This is a genomic window from Neobacillus vireti (assembly GCF_036962345.1).
Lineage (GTDB): Bacteria > Bacillota > Bacilli > Bacillales > Cytobacillaceae > Neobacillus > Neobacillus vireti_A.
This window is the reverse complement of sequence record NZ_JBALNB010000027.1, coordinates 20,749-42,984: the sequence shown is the minus strand read 5'-3', so window position 1 is coordinate 42,984 and position 22,236 is coordinate 20,749. Positions and strand designations below refer to the sequence as shown.

At 39.2% G+C, this 22,236-nt stretch carries 20 protein-coding genes and 11 tRNA genes; 3 read left to right on the top strand and 28 right to left on the bottom strand.

The window, feature by feature from the left end; genetic code table 11:
* Positions 1 to 169: 169 nt before the first annotated feature.
* The 12 genes from V7108_RS25990 to V7108_RS25935 all read right to left on the bottom strand — a co-directional run bounded on the left by V7108_RS25990 (position 170) and on the right by V7108_RS25935 (position 2,039).
* Positions 170 to 243: transfer RNA gene (locus V7108_RS25990), tRNA-Gly, on the bottom strand.
* 15 nt (positions 244 to 258) lie between these two features.
* Positions 259 to 335, bottom strand: a tRNA-Pro gene (locus V7108_RS25985).
* 7 nt (positions 336 to 342) lie between these two features.
* Positions 343 to 419, bottom strand: a tRNA-Arg gene (locus V7108_RS25980).
* Between the two features lie 62 nt (positions 420 to 481).
* A tRNA-Leu gene (locus tag V7108_RS25975) sits at positions 482 to 567 on the bottom strand.
* A 66-nt stretch (positions 568 to 633) separates the two neighbouring features.
* Positions 634 to 718 (bottom strand) — tRNA-Leu (locus V7108_RS25970).
* Between the two features lie 85 nt (positions 719 to 803).
* Positions 804 to 879, bottom strand: a tRNA-Lys gene (locus V7108_RS25965).
* A gap of 70 nt (positions 880 to 949) precedes the next feature.
* A tRNA-Gln gene (locus V7108_RS25960) sits at positions 950 to 1,024 on the bottom strand.
* 21 nt (positions 1,025 to 1,045) lie between these two features.
* Positions 1,046 to 1,122: transfer RNA gene (locus tag V7108_RS25955), tRNA-Asp, on the bottom strand.
* A 56-nt stretch (positions 1,123 to 1,178) separates the two neighbouring features.
* Positions 1,179 to 1,250 (bottom strand) — tRNA-Glu (locus V7108_RS25950).
* A gap of 11 nt (positions 1,251 to 1,261) precedes the next feature.
* Positions 1,262 to 1,352, bottom strand: a tRNA-Ser gene (locus tag V7108_RS25945).
* A 7-nt stretch (positions 1,353 to 1,359) separates the two neighbouring features.
* Positions 1,360 to 1,434: transfer RNA gene (locus tag V7108_RS25940), tRNA-Asn, on the bottom strand.
* A gap of 131 nt (positions 1,435 to 1,565) precedes the next feature.
* Positions 1,566 to 2,039 (bottom strand): SprT family protein, encoded by a 474-nt coding sequence (locus V7108_RS25935; protein WP_335510303.1) that lies wholly within the window; start codon positions 2,037 to 2,039, stop codon positions 1,566 to 1,568.
* Between the two features lie 93 nt (positions 2,040 to 2,132).
* Here V7108_RS25935 and cmpA point away from each other — a divergent pair, with 93 nt between their 5' ends.
* Entirely contained in the window at positions 2,133 to 2,246 is a 114-nt protein-coding gene (gene cmpA, locus V7108_RS25930) for a cortex morphogenetic protein CmpA (RefSeq protein ID WP_095251326.1), read from the top strand.
* A gap of 145 nt (positions 2,247 to 2,391) precedes the next feature.
* Here the strand turns inward: cmpA and V7108_RS25925 are convergent, their stop codons facing one another.
* The 8 genes from V7108_RS25925 to acpS form a co-directional block, all read right to left on the bottom strand.
* Positions 2,392 to 4,569, bottom strand: coding sequence for a Tex family protein (locus tag V7108_RS25925; RefSeq protein ID WP_335510306.1), 2,178 nt, complete (start codon positions 4,567 to 4,569; stop codon positions 2,392 to 2,394).
* A gap of 182 nt (positions 4,570 to 4,751) precedes the next feature.
* Entirely contained in the window at positions 4,752 to 5,102 is a 351-nt protein-coding gene (locus tag V7108_RS25920) for a type II toxin-antitoxin system PemK/MazF family toxin (RefSeq protein ID WP_034673264.1), read from the bottom strand.
* A gap of 4 nt (positions 5,103 to 5,106) precedes the next feature.
* Positions 5,107 to 5,388 carry a CopG family ribbon-helix-helix protein gene (locus tag V7108_RS25915; RefSeq protein WP_045519273.1) on the bottom strand — a complete coding sequence of 94 codons (282 nt, stop codon included), beginning with the start codon at positions 5,386 to 5,388 and terminating at the stop codon, positions 5,107 to 5,109.
* 185 nt (positions 5,389 to 5,573) lie between these two features.
* Positions 5,574 to 6,737 carry an alanine racemase gene (gene alr, locus V7108_RS25910; protein WP_335510309.1) on the bottom strand — a complete coding sequence of 388 codons (1,164 nt, stop codon included), beginning with the start codon at positions 6,735 to 6,737 and terminating at the stop codon, positions 5,574 to 5,576.
* A gap of 91 nt (positions 6,738 to 6,828) precedes the next feature.
* Positions 6,829 to 8,553 (bottom strand): adenine deaminase, encoded by a 1,725-nt coding sequence (gene ade, locus V7108_RS25905; RefSeq protein ID WP_335510311.1) that lies wholly within the window; start codon positions 8,551 to 8,553, stop codon positions 6,829 to 6,831.
* A gap of 264 nt (positions 8,554 to 8,817) precedes the next feature.
* Positions 8,818 to 9,828 carry a LolA family protein gene (locus V7108_RS25900; protein WP_335510313.1) on the bottom strand — a complete coding sequence of 337 codons (1,011 nt, stop codon included), beginning with the start codon at positions 9,826 to 9,828 and terminating at the stop codon, positions 8,818 to 8,820.
* Entirely contained in the window at positions 9,758 to 9,952 is a 195-nt protein-coding gene (locus V7108_RS25895; RefSeq protein WP_335569806.1) for a hypothetical protein, read from the bottom strand. Before V7108_RS25895 ends, V7108_RS25900 begins: the two co-directional genes overlap by 71 nt.
* 6 nt (positions 9,953 to 9,958) lie before the next feature.
* Entirely contained in the window at positions 9,959 to 10,309 is a 351-nt protein-coding gene (gene acpS, locus V7108_RS25890) for a holo-ACP synthase (protein ID WP_335510315.1), read from the bottom strand.
* Between the two features lie 96 nt (positions 10,310 to 10,405).
* Here acpS and V7108_RS25885 point away from each other — a divergent pair, with 96 nt between their 5' ends.
* The gene (locus V7108_RS25885) at positions 10,406 to 10,999 is read left to right on the top strand and encodes a rhomboid family intramembrane serine protease (RefSeq protein ID WP_335510317.1); all 594 of its coding nucleotides are present in this window, start codon (positions 10,406 to 10,408) and stop codon (positions 10,997 to 10,999) included.
* A 63-nt stretch (positions 11,000 to 11,062) separates the two neighbouring features.
* On the opposite strand, the gene V7108_RS25880 is transcribed toward V7108_RS25885, so the two are convergent.
* From V7108_RS25880 to V7108_RS25845, 8 genes are all read right to left on the bottom strand, one after another.
* A complete protein-coding gene (locus V7108_RS25880) occupies positions 11,063 to 12,454 on the bottom strand; it encodes a PH domain-containing protein (RefSeq protein WP_335569805.1) in 1,392 nt (463 codons plus the stop codon).
* Positions 12,447 to 12,926 (bottom strand): PH domain-containing protein, encoded by a 480-nt coding sequence (locus tag V7108_RS25875; protein ID WP_335510321.1) that lies wholly within the window; start codon positions 12,924 to 12,926, stop codon positions 12,447 to 12,449. The genes V7108_RS25880 and V7108_RS25875 overlap by 8 nt, the downstream gene beginning before the upstream one ends.
* Before the next feature lie 251 nt (positions 12,927 to 13,177).
* On the bottom strand, positions 13,178 to 14,140 hold the full coding sequence (uvsE, locus tag V7108_RS25870; protein WP_335510323.1) for a UV DNA damage repair endonuclease UvsE: 963 nt from the start codon (positions 14,138 to 14,140) through the stop codon (positions 13,178 to 13,180).
* Between the two features lie 381 nt (positions 14,141 to 14,521).
* A complete protein-coding gene (locus V7108_RS25865; RefSeq protein WP_335510325.1) occupies positions 14,522 to 16,024 on the bottom strand; it encodes a DEAD/DEAH box helicase in 1,503 nt (500 codons plus the stop codon).
* Between the two features lie 224 nt (positions 16,025 to 16,248).
* Positions 16,249 to 16,938: an alpha/beta hydrolase gene (locus V7108_RS25860; RefSeq protein ID WP_335569804.1), complete on the bottom strand. Its 690-nt coding sequence runs from the start codon at positions 16,936 to 16,938 to the stop codon at positions 16,249 to 16,251.
* 75 nt (positions 16,939 to 17,013) lie between these two features.
* Positions 17,014 to 18,393, bottom strand: a complete 1,380-nt coding sequence (locus V7108_RS25855; protein WP_335510329.1) for a UDP-N-acetylmuramoyl-tripeptide--D-alanyl-D-alanine ligase — start codon at positions 18,391 to 18,393, stop codon at positions 17,014 to 17,016.
* Between the two features lie 57 nt (positions 18,394 to 18,450).
* On the bottom strand, positions 18,451 to 19,518 hold the full coding sequence (locus V7108_RS25850) for a D-alanine--D-alanine ligase (RefSeq protein ID WP_335510331.1): 1,068 nt from the start codon (positions 19,516 to 19,518) through the stop codon (positions 18,451 to 18,453).
* A 189-nt stretch (positions 19,519 to 19,707) separates the two neighbouring features.
* A complete protein-coding gene (locus V7108_RS25845; RefSeq protein WP_335510333.1) occupies positions 19,708 to 20,484 on the bottom strand; it encodes a hypothetical protein in 777 nt (258 codons plus the stop codon).
* Between the two features lie 287 nt (positions 20,485 to 20,771).
* Between V7108_RS25845 and mgtE the strand changes: the two genes are divergently transcribed.
* Positions 20,772 to 22,130, top strand: a complete 1,359-nt coding sequence (gene mgtE / locus V7108_RS25840; protein ID WP_335569803.1) for a magnesium transporter — start codon at positions 20,772 to 20,774, stop codon at positions 22,128 to 22,130.
* Positions 22,131 to 22,236: the final 106 nt, after the last annotated feature.

The following is a 22,236-nucleotide window of genomic DNA, read 5'->3' as shown; positions in this document are numbered from 1 at the left end:
AAAAATTGTTTGTTGACGTTCTTGTTTGTTTAGTTTTCAAAGAACAAGGCTACGACGTTGTAAAAACATCGTGATAAACTTCAATGAATTTACTTCTTGCTGCCTTGCGACGAGCTGAAGGATAACACCTTCTAATAAGCTATGGCGCAGGGACAATTAAAATAAAAATTGGAGCGGGTGATGAGAATCGAACTCACAACATCAGCTTGGAAGGCTGAGGTTTTACCACTAAACTACACCCGCATATATAATATTGAATGGTCGGGAAGACAGGATTCGAACCTGCGACCCCTTGGTCCCAAACCAAGTGCTCTACCAAGCTGAGCTACTTCCCGTAAATAATGGCGCGCCCGAAAGGAGTCGAACCCATAACCTTCTGATCCGTAGTCAGACACTCTATCCAATTGAGCTACGGGCGCAAACTTTTGAAGCGAACTTTTATATTGTATCAAATGTTACTTAAGATGTCAACATCTTTTTTTGGTGCGGCCGAGAGGACTTGAACCTCCACGGGGTTGCCCCCACTAGGCCCTCAACCTAGCGCGTCTGCCATTCCGCCACGACCGCATACGTTTTAGCGACATTTACAATCATACCAAATTATTAACTGTATTTCAAGTGGAAATAATTGGTTGGTGCGGGTGAAGGGAGTCGAACCCCCACGCCTTGCGGCGCCAGATCCTAAGTCTGGTGCGTCTGCCAATTCCGCCACACCCGCATAATATAAACTTATTTTGCTATCGCAAAAGGAAAGTTATTTTCGCTAACGCATAAGGACGTTTATTTTGCTGTCGAAAAAAACTTGGTGAGCCATGAAGGACTCGAACCTTCGACCCTCTGATTAAAAGTCAGATGCTCTACCAACTGAGCTAATGGCTCACAATTGCTTAAAATACCTTTCGGTATTTTTCGTAAAATCCGCCGAAGCATCTTCAGGGATGTTATGATTTGGCTGGGCTAGCTGGATTTGAACCAACGCATGTCGCAGTCAAAGTGCGATGCCTTACCGCTTGGCTATAGCCCAATATTACTATTGATAAAATAATGGCGGTCCGGACGGGACTCGAACCCGCGACCTCCTGCGTGACAGGCAGGCATTCTAACCAACTGAACTACCGGACCGAATAATGCTTTAGATAAGAAACAGGAAATGAGCTATAATCATCTCCCGTCCCTGATGACCCCTACGGGATTCGAACCCGTGTTACCTCCGTGAAAGGGAGGTGTCTTAACCACTTGACCAAGGGGCCTAAATATTTTATGGCGGAGAAGGAGGGATTTGAACCCTCGCGCCGGTTACCCGACCTACACCCTTAGCAGGGGCGCCTCTTCAGCCTCTTGAGTACTTCCCCATAAAAATGGCTCCGCAGGTAGGACTCGAACCTACGACCGATCGGTTAACAGCCGATAGCTCTACCACTGAGCTACTGCGGAATAATAATGAACTACACTGTTAAACAAGTCGCCAAACAAGGTCAATCAGCTTGTCGACTCTTTACATTATAATGACGTTGTATTATAAAGTCAACACGATTTTTCAATAAAATAACTTGTGAATATTTTCCTTATTCTTTCGATATTTCTTTTACCTTTGTTAGCTTGCCTTTACACTTTCCACAGACATATCTACTTGTATTAATACTTCGTTTCCTTATATATGACTGATTGCATTTTGTACATTCATAAATGAGAGTTTTATTAGGTGTGCGTTTCTTAGGTATATCTAGCAGCGGACTACAAAATCTTGGTGCTCCAACTTTCTTCAATAACATTTTAAAATCGTGATCTCGATGCTGGTACCCTCTTCCTTCAAGATGAAGATGGTAATGGCAGAGTTCATGTTTAATGATACCAATTAATTCGTTCATGCCCAGTTGGTCTAAATATTTTCTATTAATATCAATATCGTGAGTACCAAGGAGATATCTACCTCCAGTAGAACGCAGCCTGCTATTAAAGGAAGCTTTATGCCTAAAGGGTTTACCAAAAGATTCAATTGAGATTTTTTCGACTAACTTTTGTAGTTCTTTTTCCTCCATTTAGTAACACTCCTTAATAAAGCGAACGTGACAACCTATTATAGCATATATTGTATATACCTATAATGATTCACTTTTCGGGAGGGTTAATCTATGCCGACTTGGTTTCAAAACCAAATGAAAAGAGCTTTCTACGAGAAGGACCGATACCAAATTAAACTGTTAAATCAATGCTGGTTTTTTTACAGAAAGAAACATATTTCTTAATTACAACTAGTTCTGCTAGGAAAGGAAAAAGGAGAAGTACAAATCTATTTCGAGATTTGCACTCCTCCCTTTTCATATTTTCATTATTAAAGATACTTCATGGTCACCATGAGCTCTATACCGCTATTTAGTCTTCAATGTTCTTCTATTCTTTAGAAGGAGGCAGCATAGTTAACGCCACTCTTCCCTTTTTCATATCCACTGAGTCAACCCAAACCGTTACAACATCGCCAACAGATACAATATCTAATGGATGTTTTACGAATCGGTTGCTTAGTTTGGAGATATGAACGAGTCCATCTTGTTTCACACCGATATCCACAAAGGCACCAAAGTCGACAACATTTCGAACCGTGCCTTGAAGCTCCATTCCCGCACTTAAATCTTCTAATTTAAGAACATCCTTTTTCAAAAGTGGACGCGGTAAGTCGTCACGAGGGTCTCGTTCTGGTCTTACTAGCGCATCGATGATATCTTTTAATGTTAGTTCTCCAATAGACAATTCAGCTGACACCGCTTTAAGATCAAGCCCACTTAATGCATCCCGTAATTCAGCTGTTCCTAAATCCTTGGCTGAAAAACCTAGACTAGTCAATAATTTTTTCACTTCATCGTAGTTCTCTGGATGAATTCCGGTTCGGTCTAACGGCTGCTTGCCATCTAATACACGTAAAAAGCCAATAGCCTGTTCGTACGTTTTAGCGCCAAGGCGAGGTACCTTCTTTAATTGCACCCGGCTAGTGAACTTCCCTTCCTCTTCCCTTTTCTTCACAATATTATGTGCCGCCGTTTTTGTTAACCCGGCAACATATTGTAGTAAGGAAGCTGAAGCGGTATTCACATTAACACCTACTCGGTTTACAGCTGTTTCAACCACAAAGTGCAGCGATTCCGAAAGACGCTTTTGCGTTACATCATGTTGGTATTGACCTACTCCGACTGATTTCGGATCAATTTTTACTAACTCAGCAAGCGGATCCTGCAGTCTTCTTGCAATCGAGACAGCACTTCTTTCTTCGACTTGAAAATCAGGAAACTCTTCTCTTGCAAGATCAGATGCAGAGTACACACTAGCACCGGCTTCATTCACAATTAGATAATAGATTTCTTGATCCATTTCCTTTAGGATATCTGCTACAAATTGTTCCGTTTCTCTAGAGGCCGTTCCATTCCCAATTGCCGCCATCTCAACTTTATAGTCACGAAGAATACGAATAAACTTATCCTTTGCTTCTTTTGTCTTTGATACAGGCGGATGAGGATAGATAACATCAATCTTTAACACCTTGCCTGTTTCATCCACAACCGCAAGCTTACAGCCTGTCCGATAAGCAGGGTCTACACCAATTACTACTTTTCCTTTTAACGGCGGCTGCAAAAGTAAGTTACGGAGATTTTCAGAGAAGATATGAATGGCTTGCTCTTCACCCTTATCTGTTAGCTCTCCGCGAATTTCTCTTTCAATCGAAGGCTGAATAAGACGCTTATAACTGTCTTCGATTGCTTCTAAAACAAGCGGTGCCGCTGGAGAGTGCTGATTTAGGACCCATTTTCTAGACAGGTAAGAAATGATGATGTCATTATTCATCTTAATGGACACCCGTAAGATATCTTCCTTTTCACCACGATTTAACGCCAGAGTGCGATGTGGAACAATTTTATTTACAGGCTCCTCATATTCATAATACATTTCATAAACCTTTTTCTCGTCCTTCTCGGCATCTTTTACTGTTGATTCCACTTTTCCCGACTTAAAGGTTTCGTTACGAATCCATTTCCGCCCTTCCGCATCATCCGATACCATTTCAGCAATGATATCTTTTGCACCAGCAATGGCCTCCTCGACCGTTAAGACTTCTTTATCTTCTGATAAAAATTCCTTTGCCTTTTCTTCAATAGAACTCTTCGGAAAAGTTAATAGCCATTCCGCAAAAGGCTCCAGCCCTTTTTCCTTTGCAACCGTTGCTTTTGTACGCCGCTTTTGTTTATAAGGCCGATATAAATCTTCAACCTCTTGCAGCTTTTCTGCTTTTGTTATTTTATGTGTAAGTTCATCAGTTAGTTTCCCTTGCTCAGCAATGGTCCGAAGTACTTCTCCTTTCCTTTGCTCTAGGTTTTGTATGTATTGCCAGCGTTCCTGGATATCTCGTATTTGGACTTCATCGAGCGCCCCAGTCATTTCTTTTCGGTAGCGAGCGATAAATGGCACAGTATTACCCTCATTCAGTAAAGAAATGACGCTTTTTACCTGCTTTTGAGGTATCGCTAATTCGGCAGCAACCTTTCCAAGCAGCTGTTCATCTTTCACAACTGTATCGTTCAAAATATAAACCTCCATTCCTACTTACCATATTGTATCAAATTATCTCAATTGATTCATATCGGATCATGTCCCTCTATAAATAAAAAAGAAGCAAGCTAAATAGCTTGCTAAGGCAGAAACAAATATGAGGTCAGAGCATAAGTATAAAAAAACGCTCTTTCCTAGAAGAGCGTGTGTAAATACTAAAATTCGATGAGACCTATACTTACTCGCAAGGCTTCATCCACTTTCTCCATCATTTCGTCATCGAGATGGGTTATTTTATCGGTTAACCGCTGTTTATCAATTGTACGAATCTGTTCTAAAAGTATGACTGAATCTCGTTCAAAACCGTAACGCTTCGCATCAATTTCTACATGAGTGGGAAGCTTCGCTTTTTGAATTTGAGCTGTAATCGCTGCAACAATAACTGTGGGACTAAACCGATTCCCGATGTCGTTTTGAATGACAAGTACAGGACGGACGCCGCCTTGTTCAGAACCAACAACTGGGGATAGGTCCGCGAAATAAACGTCACCACGCTTGACAATCAAGGTATTACCCTCCGCTTACAAGACGTTCAACTGTGTGTTCTGCCTCAAATTCTGCTTGAAATGCTTCAGATGCAATTGTTAAATTGATCATTGCCATTTCCATGTATCCACGTCTCATAGACTCGCGAATTTGTCTCTTTTTACGTTCGCGTAAATACATTTTAGTCGCTTGATAAATAAACTCACTCCGGTTAACGTTTTCTAATTTTACAAAACCATCTAACTCGGTTAAAAGATGTTGCGGTAATTTCACTAAGATTTCCGTAGTTGCGCCGGATTCAGACACAAACATACACCTCCACCATCACTACACACCATTTTTTCTATCTACCATATTTAATAATACCACTTATTGCCCAACATGCAAATACTAATTCTAATACTTCTGTATTATAGGCCAAACAAACTACCTTTTATGCACGAAAAAATTCCGCACTAACATAAATATGATATTTTTTTAAAATTAGGCCATTATTCTGGAAGAAGATAGTTTTTTAGTACGACAATTTTCCCGCCTTTTTTATATAAACGGGGTACTCTCGATGAGATGATACAAGGAACTTCATAATTAATGGTTTCTAGTTTTTGAGCAATTTCATTAACGGAAATGAACTCATTACTTTGTTTTCCGATTAACGTAACGGTCGTTCCGACTGGAACAAAATGCGGCAATTTAACCATACATTGATCCATACAAATCCTGCCAACAATTGGCACCCTTCTGCCCTCAACTAATACTTCCTGCCCCTGAAGTCGGCGGATCCATCCGTCCGCGTAACCGATTGGAATGGTTCCAATCCATTCTTCCTCTTCAGCCTCATATGTTGCACCATAGCTTACCTTATCTCCTTTATCAAGCTTCTTAACATGGACAAGCCGTGAACGAAGTGAAAAGGCCTCCTTAAGCGGGAAAGGCAGTTCATGCTCTATCTCTGGAGAAGGTGTTAATCCATACATCGCAATCCCAAGACGCACGGCATTAAAATAGGTACTAGGAAACCTTAATGAAGCAGCGCTATTGCTGCAATGAATATACTTAGGACGTTCCTTTACTACAGAGAGTAAGTCGTGAAATAAGTCTAATTGTTTTTCGAAGTATTGTAAATCTAGTTCATCTGCTGTGGCAAAATGGGTGAAAATACCCTCAATGGCCATCCGGTCATCATTTGAAATACTTTGTACCAAAGCTGTTAACTCATCCTTGGTACGGATCCCAATCCTTCCCATTCCCGTATCAAGTTTAATATGAACGGTAAGTACCTTATCAGGGGGCAAATAAGATTGAGCCGCTTTCACCCATTCCAATTGGAAAACCGTAATGGTGATATCAAATTTAACCGCCAGTTCTACATCCTCTGGACGTGTTGCACCTAAAACTAAAATGGGTGCTTGGATTCCCTTATTCCTTAAGGCAATCGCTTCATCCATGAATGCGACGGCTAAATAGGAGGCTCCAGCATTCAGTGCACTTTCGGCAACTTTAAGGTCACCATGACCGTAACCATTTGCTTTTACTACAGCGATTATATCCACATTTTCAGGCAACAGTTTTTTAACAGAGGCAACATTTTCGGAAATGCAATCCAAATCTATTTCCACCCAAGTGTCTCTATAGAAAAAGCCCTGCTCTTGCATGTTCTCCACTTCCTATTAAAACTAAAGTCAGTATATATTTTATTTTTCCTTTTTGATTATCGAACTAGTTTTATCATATGTCAAATACCTTCTATACCCCAACATCTATATGACTAAAAGCAGTAACATCAAACAACCCTTTATCTGTAAGTTTTAATTCTGGGATGACTGGTAAACATAAGAATGATAAAATCATGAAAGTATTGTGTGAGTTGTGGTCTACAATGGTTTTAAGTTTTTCATGCATATTTAATAGTTTGTTGACTGTCACTTCATAAGGCTGGTCAGACATTAATCCAGCAATCGGCAGTTCTACCCGAGCTAGAATTTCACCAGCATTCACAATGACTAAGCCCCCCTGTGTTTTCTGTAATTCTTCTATGGCCAGGATCATATCTTGATCATTCGTACCTGCAGCGACAATATTATGTGAATCATGAGCAACGGTTGACGCAATTGCCCCAGACTTTAATTTCAAACCGTGTACAATACCCAGTCCAACATTACCCGTGCTTTTATGCCTTTCGCAAACCGCCATTTTAAGATAATCCTTTTCTGGGTTGCTTAGAAAGAGTCCCTCTTTTGTCTCTACAAAATCAACCCTTTTTCTAGTAATTAGTTTGCCTGGTAAAATTTCAATTATATTTGCCTTTTGTCCTTCTACAAGGGGTATTTGCAGCATTTTTTCAGTGATCTTTGGAGTTTTCACCGAATGCAGGATGGATTTTGAAATCTCGATTTGTTCTAAACTTTGCTGGTTCTCGATATAAACGGTTTTTCCATTTTTAATTACTTTATGAACGGACAAATCAACGAGATTATCCACTATAACTAAATCCGCTATATACCCTGGAGCAACGGCCCCTTTATTATCAATCTCGTGACAGTTTGCATTGTTAATCGTAGCCATTTGGATGGCAATCAGCGGGTCTAACCCATTTTTAACTGCTAGTTTTATTGCATGGTTGATGGTGCCTTCCTCAACCATTTCGTCGAGGTGCTTATCGTCTGTACAAAAAGAAAAACGAGTACTATTTTTTGAAGATATGGCTGGCAGGATAGCCAATAAATCCTTCGCTGCAGAACCTTCTCTCACCAATACATTGAAACCCTTTCTAACACGGGTTAAGGCCTCTTTTGCATTTACCGCCTCGTGATCATTGCGAATCGAAGCGATACTATAGATATCAAGGATATCATCACTCAATCCTGCAGCATGGCCGTCAATGACTAACTTTCTATTTTTAACCATCTCAATCTTTTCCATCATATCTTGTTCCATATTTATGACGGAAGGATAATCCATTACTTCCGCCAATCCGATAACCTCATCACATTCTAACAGCTCTCTTAAATCATTAGAAGTGAGGGTTGCCCCATTATTTTCAAACTTCGTTGCTGGAACACTAGATGGTAATTTCATTAAGATATCTACGACAGAGTTTTTTGCATCACTTATCATAAATTTGATACCTTCTAAACCAGATACATTGGCAATTTCATGCGGATCGGTTACGACTGTTGTAATCCCGTGTTTAATAATCGCCCGGGAGAATTCAGATGGCCGGACCATGGTCGATTCAATATGAATATGTCCATCAATGAACCCAGGTACAATGTACTGATTCGATACATCTATTACCTTCTTGCCCGTTTCGAATTGACCAATCCCAACAATATAACCATTATGGATGGCTACGTCCCCCTTAAAGGTTTCCAAAGAAAAAACGTCTACAATCTCACCATTTTTTAATACTAAATCAACTTCACCGATCTTTTGGGCCTTTTCTATTAAGTCTGTAATCAATGCTTTCATGAGTATCCTCCACAGTATAGTAAAAAAAGAAGGTGGATAAGTTATACCCTCATAACTCTTCCACCATTCTTATTATTACTTAATTTGAATTTGCTAAACGTTTTTTTAAGAGGCGGCATTACTTCTTCGCTAATGGCCCAAGTGTAGCGATATACAGTTCATTTTGGTGTTTTTTCAAGTATCGATAAATAAATCCATAGCATGCTGAACTTAGATAGCAGCACAAAAAAACAGGCCCCTATTAAGAGCCTGTTTCTTTGTAGTTTATTTTTCCACATCGCCTTGTACAGTTCTAGCAATTTCGATAAGTTCATTATTGGATAGGTCGTTGGAGGCAATCATGTAGTCAACGCCATCTATCGTCCAAGTGATAGAGCCCTCAGAAACAGCCCCAATGGTAACGCCTAAATCAACTAAATCTCCATCCACATAGGTTGGTGAAGTTGAAGCTTCCTTAACGGTTACCTTTTCTTGAACAAGTGTAAATGACTTTTCACCTTCGTACGTCAAGACAACTCGTTTACCATTCTCGAGCTTTACTTCTTTTTCATCAACCAATTCAGCACCTAGGTCCTCCGTTGGATATTTAACGGTAAAGGCTGCATCTTTACTTTCTGCCATGACTGGAAGGTTAAGGTCTGCACGCGTCATATTCTTTTTCATATCAAAATCACTATCATCAAAGCTTGCGTTAAATTTAACCTTAGAAAATTCTACGGTCACAAGAGCATTACGATCTGGATCCATTACTTTTACAACTGCAGGTGATAAATCATCTTTATTAAGTTTAATTTCTTGGATTGGCAGCATGCTATTGTTTTGGTAGCGGGTTTTTGTTTCAAAAATATAATGCTCTTTCGTTGCAGTGAATTTTGCTTCTTTATCAGCAGCAATGTCTTTAATTAACGATTCGTATAAATAGGCCTGGCTGCTGTTCTGCGGCCAATCACTTTGGAATTTGAAGCTCTTTTTAAGGGCTGGAGTTAATACAAAAACTCCTTCTTCATTCCGTAAAATCATTTGGCTTTGATCTTTTTCGGCATTTTTTAGATTAACGCGGTAGAATGTCGGATCTTTATGCCAAATCTCAACGTTATACACTTGTGAGTCCGTACCCATTTTTAACGTCATCTTCGCGTCTACTTTATACCCCGTTAAATCATTCAATTTTCCGTTTAACTCTTTCACCACGTCATCTTTTGACTTAGAGCCGCAGGCAGCTAGTAAAAAGATAACCATTAACCCCGTAATCACCAGCAAAAACCTTTTCTTCAATTCCTTCAACCCCTTCTTGTCTCATTTTCATATGAATATAAAGAAGACCTGTCTCTCCCATTTCCCTATGAATATATGAGACAACCTTTTGGAATATGATTAAAGGTGTCTGTTGATTATGCATTTTTTCTTAAACCTCTTCAATAACTACCTGTGCAACAGCATAATCTCTGCTGTGTGAAATAGAAAGAAAGCCACTCGTTTCAGGTTTTACTATATAAGGCTTACCTAATGAATCTGTTTTGATTTCAATATCTAAAAACGATAGTTCCTTACCTATTCCGGTGCCCACTGCCTTTGAATAAGCTTCTTTAGCAGCAAACCTCCCGGCTAAAAATTCAATTTTTCTCCGTTCCGGAAGCTGCTCAAACGTTTGTTTTTCATTTTCTGTGAGGATTCGATCAATTAACTTTTTTTGCCTCGTAACAATTTCTTCGATTCTGGAAAGTTCAATAATATCAATCCCAATCCCTTTAATCATGCTATATCCCCTTCTATATAAAATAAAATGTGCATATTAGTGTACAAAGAATAAATTCAGTCTATCATTATAAGTAGTAATATTCAGGAGGTTTTTATGTTTACGAGAACAGAAAGTTTTCGCGAATTTATACGCTTTTATCCGGTGGTCTCTACTATTATTGCCATCCATTTGCTTTTATATCTTTTTACCGCATTACCTATTTTCCCTAACTTTTGGTTTAAATCTACACTATCAGGCGTAAACCTCTATATTATGGAGGGAGAGTATTGGAGGCTTGTTACTCCTATCTTTATGCATGGCGGGTTTACCCATGTATTATTTAACAGCTTTTCTCTTGTTCTTTTTGGTCCAGCACTTGAAAGTATTCTGGGGAAAGGCAAGTTTATACTTATCTATCTTGTTTCTGGTATCCTTGCCAATTTAGCTACCCTGCTACTTGAACCTTTAACTTATGTACATGTTGGCTCGAGCGGTGCAATCTTTGGGTTATTTGGTTATTATATAAGCATTGTTCTCTTTCGTAAGAATATGCTCTCTCAGCAAAATTCACAAATCATCCTGATCATTTGTGCACTTAGCTTAGTCATGACCTTCATACAACCCAATATTAATATTACAGCCCACATATTTGGCTTGCTAGGCGGATTTTTACTAGGAGCGATATCCTATAATAAAAAAAGGGATTGAGTCCGAGTTCATCGGTTCAATCCCCGTTTTTGACTTCCCTCGAAAACCAAGAGTAGACCTTTCTCACATCATTCGGTCCATGTCGATAACGCGGCCCCCGGAACCGCCAAAGCCCACCTTCACAAATGCCTCAAGGGAGCCCAGCCCTTTTCTTCTTTGAAAATAACTTTCCTTTATTTCCATGGTTTGCACTTTATTCTTTTTTATCAACACGGTTGTCCTAACAATATTCCGATAACGAAGTGTCAATTGCTGTTGGTCAACACTCCAGCCAGCATCTTTAAATTTCAAGAGTCCCCAAAAGGCAAACAATCCAAGAACAATGAACGATAGAAGTCCCCAAAACTTAAAAAACACAAGGGAAATCACACTAATTGGAACTAGAATAAACCAGCTCCGAAACATATAACGATTCATCGCTCTTTTAGGAACACGAGTAAAACTAGTATTCCATTGATATTCTGTCAGATAGGGCTTCAAAATGGATTCTATATTTTCAATCTTAACCAGCGGGAGAAGCAGCACCTTTGAACCCTCTTGGTTCTTGGCTGAGCCCCCTGCACTTTCAACAAATACGGCACCGTACCCTAGCCATTGCCTTACAATATTTTCGTTAATTGTGATGGCTTGAATCCGTTTTAGTGGAATGGTAATTTGCCTTCTCTCTAATAGCCCTTGCGAAATAACTAAATCATGTTCTGTTTTCATCACATGAAAATTTGCATATTTTAACATCGTTCCAATCAGAGCGATCATCCATGCCAGGACAAATCCAAAGAAAACGATAACAGCGATGAAAATTAAATTACTTACGATAAATTGTTCGACCCCTCGAAACAATCTTCCAAAAGATAAAAAATCATCTAATTGTGATAAAGTGGCAAAGACAGCCGAAATAACTACTCCCACTCCCCCTGAAGTAAGCGAAAGCAGGATAAGCTGCTTGGGGGTAATTTTATAGATACTGTAAAGATTAGAAGCTTCTTGTTCCCCAGCTGTTTCTTGAAAAGATGAATTCTTAGCTCTGGCAACGTATTCTTGTATAAAATCTGCCTCTTCTTTTGATATCGCAGAGAGAACCGCTTCTGCTTCTTCTGTTCCGCTGCCTCCAGCTGTTTCAATTTGGACCTTCACCATCCCGAATAACCGATGAAGGACTCCTTCTGTGATATCCAAGCTTTGAATACGCTCAAGAGGAATATATCTCTTCTTCCGGACAAAAACGCCATATTCAATCCGAAGTTCATTCTGTTCTAATCGATAGGTATACCTTAACCATGATAAGATACTCATCACGATAATCGAAATGACCACAATGGTCACGGCTGCTGCCAGCAGCAGCTCACCTTTACTCCAGATAAAAAACAAAGCGATAAAGGTGAAAATAAGATCCTTTATTCTTTTACCTATATTCAGAACAATGACGATGGGATGAAGTCTTTTCGGCTCAAACATCTTCATCTGCCACCCTTGCAAGAGTTGATATGTAGTGCCTTAATTCTTCTGCTTCGTTCTCCTCTATTGCGGGAATTTTATGTGCTGTTGCAGCCGTATTCACAATGACAGAGGCTAGGTGGTATTGGCGCAAAATCGGACCTTGAACGGTATCGACATGCTGAACGCGAACCATCGGAATTAACGTGCGTTTTACAATAAGAATCCCTTCCTGCAGCTCAATTTCTTCTTCTCTGACATCATAACGCCAGCGACGCCACCTTAAGGATGGGAAAAGAAAAATACTTATATAAGTAAAAATAAGTTCTATTGCTATTAGTATCATGCTAATCCAATTAGGTACATTAAATTTATGTAAAAAGAAAATAACTGAAGCTGCTACAGCCCAACTGATCACAACAATGATCAATGCTGAGATTCTCCATACGGTTAATGCCTCTTTAGAAATTCTTTTTTGCGGCTCTCGTATCATACATTCCTCCCGTTTCAAATACAGACTTTGCTACTAGTATACCACGGAAGGAAATATCGTTTGTTAAAGTCTGTTCTCGTGAAAATTATCGTTAAAATCTTAAAGCCGATTTTAACATGGAATTAGTTATTTTGCGCCTTTGAATTTAGTTTGCAGGCTTTTTTCTTATTAGGTTTAACTGTTTTCTACGAAGCTTAGAACAATTATTAAATTTGTACCAAAAAGTATCAAGGTATAAGAAAAGAGCCTTTTTAAATAACCTCAAAACTCGATCCGTCCAAGATCTTAATCCCAGTTCGTCCCTGTAAATCCTCCATTAATTTAAACAGGGCAGCATCCTTTTGTTTTGCCTCAATCATACAGTGAATCTCTGGTATCGTACCTTTTATTCCGGTAAGAAAGTTCAAAAACATATCCGGGTCAACATAATCTGCATGTGCTCGGTATTCATTTTCAGAACGAGGGCTGGAAATATGCGTTTTCACCACAAGCGGTGAATGCTTCCACGTATTGATAATCCGTTCCCAATCCTCTTGCCAATTCTCTTCTTCGTGGTTTGCCAAGTGGTGGTGATAATCAAATACCATTGGTACCCCAAGCTTCTCACATAGATATAAGGTTTCTTTTACAGTGAAAGTTGTATCATCGTTTTCAAGCATAATCATTTTTTGAATAGCTGGCTGGATATACCCCCAATTATGTATAAATTGTTCAAGTGCCTTTTCCTTATCCTCATAACCGCCCCCAGCATGGAGGACACAGCGATGCTCCGTATCGATTCCCATGCCCAAAAGCAGTTTTCTGTGCATGACAAGTGTCTTTAAGGCATTGGATAGGATCTCCTTATTGGGAGTATTAAGAACAACAAAATGGTCAGGGTGAAAATCAATTCGCATGGGGTGTGCGTTTAGATACTCACCCACCTTCTTTAACGATTCTTTCAACGGCTGAATGTAATCCCAGTCAGCCAACTCCTCATGGTTTGCCAGCGGGATTAAACGCGAGCTTAAGCGAAAGAAATGAATCTGGTTGCCAGCATTGTGTTTTAATAATCTCAGGCAATTCTCTATATTTGAAATGGCGATTCGCTCAAGCTTACGAATACCAGCTTCCCTGTCTTTAATCCTGCTAAATTGTGCAAATGTCATCGTTTGGGATGGTGATGCGTTCTGAAGCTCCATGCTCATTGCTACATAACCAAGTTTAACAATCATTCTCATCACTCCTAACAAGCTGTTACATCTAATGTTCCCATTTAAACGAAAAAGAGAGCACAGAAAAACATCAGTCGGGCATAGTGTTTGAAAATAGAAAAAAGGGCAGTTTGGAACAGTATGAGGCAAAATTATATCAGTTTTGTCCGAAGTCGAGGCATCTTCGGACAGAGGATGGCAAAATTACTTCAGTCCTGTCCAATGTCGAGGCCCCTTCAGACACAAGATAACAAAATTACTTCAGTTCTGTCCGAAGTCAAAGCCCCTTCAGACACAAGATAACAAAATTACTTCAGTTCTGGCGATTCGTATGATTTGTCCTTAGCATTCCCGACAAACTGAAGAGAGCACAGACTTATGTCCATGCTCTCTTCCATTTTATTAACGATTAAAGCTTCTTGGCTTTGATTTGCCAGAAGTGCGCTTTTCACCTGTTCTTGGCTTAGAAGGCGACTTTTTACGATCGCGATCTCCACTACCGCCTCCGCGTGAAGAACTATAACTTCCTCTATTGTCGTCTCTTCTTCTACGGTCACGGTCTTGAGGCTTTCTGTCCCTCTTAGAATGAAGTGGTGATTCTTCTGTTAACTTCACCGGAGTTGTATCTGGTTCCTTTGTTAGCATTTTCAAAACAGCTGCAATGACAGTGGAAGCGTCATTTTCTTCAAGTAATTCGTTGGCAGCTCTCTTATAATACTGAAGGTTGTTTCCTTCAATCGTTTGCACAATTTTATCTACTACAGCACGTTGTTGACCTTCCAACGCTTCATCTAGGGTTGGAGCAGTCATTCTTTCCATCTTACGTTTCGTGGTTCTTTCTAGGACAGTAAGGTAAGACTTTTCACGTGGTGTTATGAATGTAAGTGCCATACCAGATTTACCTGCACGTCCTGTACGTCCAATACGGTGAACATAACTTTCAGGATCCTGAGGGATATCAAAGTTATAAACATGTGTTACACCAGAAATATCGAGTCCTCTTGCTGCCACGTCTGTTGCTACAAGTACATCAATCGTTCCTTCTTTAAATTTACGAAGGACTTGCATACGTTTCGCCTGTGTTAAATCTCCGTGAATTCCTTCTGCTGTATAACCTCTTAACGTTAATGCTTCAGATAATTCATCAACGCGGCGTTTTGTCCTGCCAAAAATAATCGCTAATTCTGGTGATTGAATATCGAGAAGACGTGTTAAGACATCAAATTTATTTTTTTCCATGACTTCAAGGTAAAATTGTTCAATCGCTGGAACTGTCATTTCTTTTGTTTTCACACGAACAATTTGTGGGTCATGCATGAACTTTTCAGCCATTCTTTGAATTGGTGCAGGCATTGTCGCTGAGAAAAGTAAGGTTTGGCGCTCTGCTGGTGTTGCTGCAAGAATAGATTCAATATCTTCAATGAATCCCATATTTAACATTTCATCTGCTTCATCAAGGATAACTGTATTAACAGTATCTAAACGCATAGTTTTTCTATTAATATGATCTAAAACCCGCCCTGGAGTACCAACAATAATATGTGGGAATTTCTTTAATGAGCGAATTTGACGGCTAATATCCTGTCCACCGTAGATTGATAATACGCGGACTCTTTTTCCTGATCCAATTTTATAGAGCTCTTCCGATACTTGAATCGCTAGCTCACGTGTTGGTGCGATGATAATCCCTTGAATCGCATCCTTCGTTACATCAACCTTTTCAACGAGAGGAATACCAAATGCAGCTGTTTTACCTGTTCCTGTTTGAGCTTGCCCGATCAAATCCTTATTTGCTAGCCCCATTGGGATGGTTTCTGACTGAATTGGTGTTGCTTCCTCAAAGCCCATTTTAAGGACTGATTGTAAAGTTGCCTGACTTAGGCCTAAATCTTCAAACTTTGTCAATGTTTTCATTCTCCTTCATTTCTATCAAAATTTTATCTATGTGCAGAATACGGATGTTCCGAAATGCCGTAACTAGGTGATATCTTAATTTTATCAAAAAAAAGACATCCCTCCAAAGGAGTATGCCCTATTTTACTCGTTCTTTAGACACGTTGCTGATAAGCATAACACTTTTGCAACTATATTGCAATTAATGCGATTTAATGTCAAATCCCATACAAGCATTATTGCTCCATCAAAAAGTCATATACTTGGGAAAATAGGGCGTCTTTTTCCTCACAATGACAAATATGATGGCTTGAATCCTTAATATACGTAAGCCTTTTTGTTTTTGCACTAATGGTGCGATATAAGTATTCTGCACTTTTAGGAGGCACGATTCCATCACATTCGCCTTGTGCAATCAGTGTTGGCACTTCTACTTGTGGGAGAAGTGGTTTGATATAAGAGACTAGTCTTCGAAATTGAAAAGTCGCTTCTATGGGAGTTGCTTTTATTTTTCTTTTATAACGCTGAAAAAATTCATTACTTTTTAAATTTCCTTTTAACGAGTCCAAAATCATTGATTTAATTTCATTGGCCATTTGTTTAGGATTAACGTAATAAGCGGCAGCACTTAGTAGTACAAGCTTGTCCACCGGGTACTTTGCAGCCAATAGACTTGCAATCATACCGCCCATCGAAAACCCTATCACATAAACCTGATCACAGGTATCAATCAATTTCTTTAATTCTGCCTCTGCATGTTCAATCCACTGTTGATAGTGGATGCCTTTTAGGGAAAGATTTTCGCCATGGCCGGGAAGAGTTGGGACACTAAATACCCAATCCGTTTGCTTTGTTAAATACTCAGCAAGCGGCTCTACTTCATATGGTGCCCCAGTAAAGCCATGAATACATAAACAACCAATCATGTTTACTTCACCTGCTTTGAATATTTTCCTTTAGTGTTCCTATAAGAACATTTGACATACCATATTTTTGTCATTCTATCTCTTTTGTAATGCTGTTACGATTTCTTCTAGTTTCATTCCCCTAGAAGCCTTTACTAAAACCAATGTCTGGTTATTAACATGCTGTTCTAGTTCTTTAATCAGCTCGTTCTTATCCATGTATGAAAAGACTCTGTGTTTTCCTAGAGTGGACCGAGCACCTTCAGCGATGTGCTCCGCCAATTTACCAAACGTAAATATCAAATCAATTTTCTCAGGATTTAACCCTTCACCAATTTGCCGGTGATATTGTTCTTCCTGAGGGCCCAATTCAAGCATATCACCGAGAACGAGGATGACTTTTTCGTACCCCTTAAGATTCGATACAAGTTCAATGGCAGCCATCATTGAGGTAGGGCTCGCATTGTACGCGTCGTTGATGATTTTTTCACCATGTACCCCTTCAACTAGCTCCATCCTCATATTGGTAAGTTTAACGTTCGTTAATCCCTCATTTATCTTTTTAAATGGCACTTCAAAATAATGAGCAATGATCATCGCGGCCAATGCATTTAATATATTATGCGTTCCCAGTACAGGAAGTTCGAAGTTTTCAGTGGATCGGTTGATCGTAAATCTATTCCCTTGGTCTAATTGTTTTATTTCTGAAGGAAAAAAGTCATTGGTATCGCTTCTTCCAAAAGTTTGCACATTTACATTCCCTTTGTATTGATTGATACGCTCCATTAGCAGCGGTTCATCACCATGCAAAACCGCCAAACCGCCGTCTTTTAGACCTTGTAATATTTCAAGCTTTGCTTCAGCAATTCCTTCTCTTGAGCCAAGGTCAAGTAGATGAGATTCCCCTATATTGGTAATAACAACCGCGTCAGGTGACGCAAGTTTTGTGAGGAATTCAATTTCTCCCCTTCCGCTCATTCCCATTTCTAAAACAGCTATATCTGTATCCTCATCCAAACCTAAGACTGTTAAAGGCAGTCCAATATGATTATTATAATTTCCTTCTGTTTTCTGAACTTTATAGATCGTGGATAACAGGGAAGCCGTCATATCCTTTGTCGTGGTTTTTCCATTACTTCCGGTAATCCCAACCACTTTGACTGGTAACTGTTTCCGATATTCTCTAGCCAAATCCTGCAAAGCTTCCAGACAGTTATCAACAATTAGGATGGGTAAATGGGTGGGCGGATTCGGAACATCACTTTGCCAAAGAGCAGCAGCTGCGCCTTTTCTCAGTGATTCCTCTACAAATTTATGACCATCGGAGTTTTCGCCTTTAAATGGTATAAATAGGTTTCCCGTTTCAATTTTCCTAGAGTCGATGGAAACACCCGAAATTTCACGGTCAAGAAAGGAGGTAATATCATTTTTGACAGGTATCATCTCTGTAATCTGTCTTAAGGTTTTTTTTATCATTTTAATCCTCCAGGTAGGAATTTTAATAAAGACACGGCACTCTGCCGTGTCACGCTTTTAGAAGGTATATTTTATGTTTTGTTTTTCAGCATGTCTTTCTTTTGCTAAATTAACCAGGGTTTCAATGAGTTGTGGGTACTCTATGCCAGTATGCTTCCATAGTAATGGAAACATGCTAAATGGTGTAAAGCCAGGCATTGTATTGACTTCATTAATTAAAGCCTTACCGTCCTTTGTTAAAAAGAAGTCTGCACGAACAAGTCCTGAGCAATCCAACGCTTTAAAGGCTTGTATAGCCATCTCTTTAATTTGCTGGTACTCCTCTGTCGTAACATCTGCAGGGATAATTAAGGCCGTATCACCATCTTCATATTTGGCCTTATAATCATAAAAATCCTTCTTTGGAACAATTTCACCTGCAACCGAGCACTTTGGTTCGTCATTCCCGAGAATCGCCACCTCGACTTCGCGCGCTGTGACACCCTCTTCAATGATTACCTTTCGATCAAATTGAAATGCCTCTACGAATGCAGTCTCTAGCTCGGAGCGGTTTGTACATTTACTAATCCCTACACTAGAGCCCAGGTTAGCTGGTTTCACAAAGCAAGGGTAACCAAGCTTCTCTTCTATATCTGCATAGACGGTATCTTTCGCCTTTTCCCATTCGGTTCTGATAAATGCTAAATAATTTACTTGCGGTAGGCCTGCTTGGGCGAACACATTCTTCATCATTACTTTATCCATACCAGCCGCAGAAGCTAAAACCCCATTTCCAACATAAGGAAGATTTAACAATTCCAACAAGCCCTGAACCGTACCATCCTCTCCATTAGGCCCATGAAGCAATGGGAAAATCACATCCAACGGATCTTGGTCCTGCTGGAAAAGTGCTGGTGCTAATGAGCTTGCTGCTTGATTTTCACTTGTGAATTCTAATGCTTTGACGTTGTCTACAGGTGCATGAAGCTGCGGTCCCTTTATCCACTGGCCTTCAACATTTATGTAAATCGGATGTATTTCATATTTTTCAAGATCGAGCGCCTTTATTACTGCTAGAGAAGTTTGTAAAGATACCTTATGTTCAGCGGATTTACCTCCGTATAATAACCCAATTTTCGTTTTCATCGTTAACCTCCAAATTCGCTTTTCACGATTTTATTTTAACACTTTATCATATAAAAATAAGATAGTGTTGGTCTTGTTTTTCTGTGAAATATTTTTCTTTTCCCTAATTGTTATTTTATGTAACATACAGCTTGGTTAAAAACTCTATTCGTTATAAACAAAGAAAATCTCCCCAATAAAATGGAGAGATTAGATAACAGTAAGCTTCCATTCTTTTGTTTTTTTATCATAGATGATTTTAGCATGGCAAGTTTCTCCTGATATTTGTTGATATTCCTCGTACATATCATCCATTGAGGCAAAATCCCCTATCACCCAGATTGGAATTTCCAGCCTGTTACGCGTATGATCCACATCTCGTAAGGAAATGCAGATTCCCTCTTTAATAAAAGGTGTTAAAGAAAGGAGAATTTCCTTATTAATCGGTGGATATAGTCGTTTTTTCCTAAGACCAAGGAGTGACTTTTCAAGCTTTAACTCACCTAACTTACTTGAAAGTGCATGGCTTAACAGTTGAAAAAAGTCCTTAAAGCTTCGGTAATATACTTTATTAAAGTAACCATCATCATGAGCCAAATATGCAAAACGATTCCCAAGCTTATTATAAAAGGGCAGCTTCAAATGCTGCTTTTGGTGTCCCAAATATAAGATTTCTGCAATTTCTTGTCCAGTCAGTTCATTTAACCCTTCTTCTTCAACAAAGTCAATCCAACAAAAATCTCCGTAGCTGTATATATCTTCAGCGGCTAATTTTTTGATTCTGTCTTCTGGACAGTAATCCAGTAAAGTATGCATGTTAAAGTCACCATCATCATAGCGGTGCTTTACTAAGAGCAAATGATTCAATAAACCTGAAAAAGCAGCAGCGAATTCTGCAAATTCGATACCGTAAGATAGGACATACTGATCATTTTGATTTAAGTGGACATAGACGAGATCCCGTATGTCTTGATGATGCCTTTTCAAAGTCAAACTCCTCCGATCAAGGAAAATAATGCTATTATGGGATATTAAGGTTACAGTAAACGCTTCACCAATATTAACCAGTCTTTTATCATTTTATCATTAATAGTCCAAATAGCTTATTTCAATTCTTTTACAAATGAATAAATGTCTGTGATACTTTTGAAACAGTTCGCTTGATAATTTTATGGATAACACATACTAGTCTTAAATCCTTACTAGTATGAACACCTCGATTATCAACAAACCATCTTTTTTACATACTTGTTATAGAGAGGAGCGTGTATACGATGATTAAGGATATGACGCAGGACGAAATTTCTCTGCATATTATCAAATTATTAAAGGAAAACAAAAAAGTAGACTTTCTGAACATCCTTGAAGAATTGCAACCTTATGATACAGCAAAAATATACGAGGACTTACCAGAAAAACATAAACTTCGTTTTCTTATATTTTTAAATTTTGAAGTCCTAGCGGATTTAATGCAGGAACTCGATAAAGAAGAACAGCTTGAGGTATTAAATAAACTAGGTATTGAGAAATCCAGTAAAGTTCTAGACTTAATGGACAATGATGACTTAGCACTCTTCCTAGATGAACTCTCACCTGAGAAAAAGGAATCCTTGCTCTCTGGGATGAAGACCGAAGAGTCTAAAGCAGTTACGGATATTATGAATTATCCCCCTGAAACAGCAGGAAGAATGATGACCAATCGATTTGTCTGGATCCGAAATTACTACACTGTAAGAGAAGCCGTCGACAAATTGAAAACATTTGCAGAATTTGCAGAATCCATTAACTACCTATACGTGATCGATGAAGAAAGAAAGCTGGTTGGAGTCGTTTCTTATCGTGACCTGCTGTTGGCAGATCCAAATGAAAAAATTAATGACATTATGTACGAACGCGTTATAGCTGTTTCAGTTACCACCGACCAAGAAGTAGTAGCTCAGATGACAGAACGATACGACTTCCTCGCTATACCTGTTGTAGATGAGGATAATATACTCGTTGGAATTGTAACAGTCGACGATATTATTGATGTCGTCATTCAGGAAGCAAATGAAGATATAGAAAAACTTTCAGCTTCTGGAAAATCAATTGACTTTGATACAAAGACATTTGTTGCTGCTGCTAGGAGGCTTCCATGGCTGATATTGCTTTTATTTATCGGTCTCATCTCTGGAAGGATCATAAGCAGCTTTGAACATACCCTGGAGCAGGTTGTCGCTATTGCTTTTTTCATGCCAATGATTGCGGGCATGACTGGAAATACTGGAACACAGTCACTTGCAGTGGTTGTCAGAGGGCTTATTTCCCATGATATTGATAAGGGAGTCATTATTCGCTTAATTGCCCGTGAATTAGGCGTCGGTGTGACCATTGGGATTACTTGCGCGATCCTCATTTCCATCATTGCCTACATTTGGCAGGGGAGCTTTATATTAGGCGCAGTTGTCGGCGTTTCATTATTTTTCACACTGATTATCGGTACTCTGGCTGGTACGATTATCCCGCTGATTTTATTCCGTTTAAATATTGATCCCGCTGTGGCTTCTGGCCCGCTCATCACAACCATTAATGATATTTTTTCCTTACTCACGTACTTTGGTATTGCAACGATGTTCCTAAACTATCTTCTGTAAGCACGGTCCTAGACCGTGTTTTACTTTGTTTGAAACAAATTCTTCAGTAAATTCATCATAATAATTAGTTCTTGTAATATATTTCCTAAATATATTGTTACCAAAT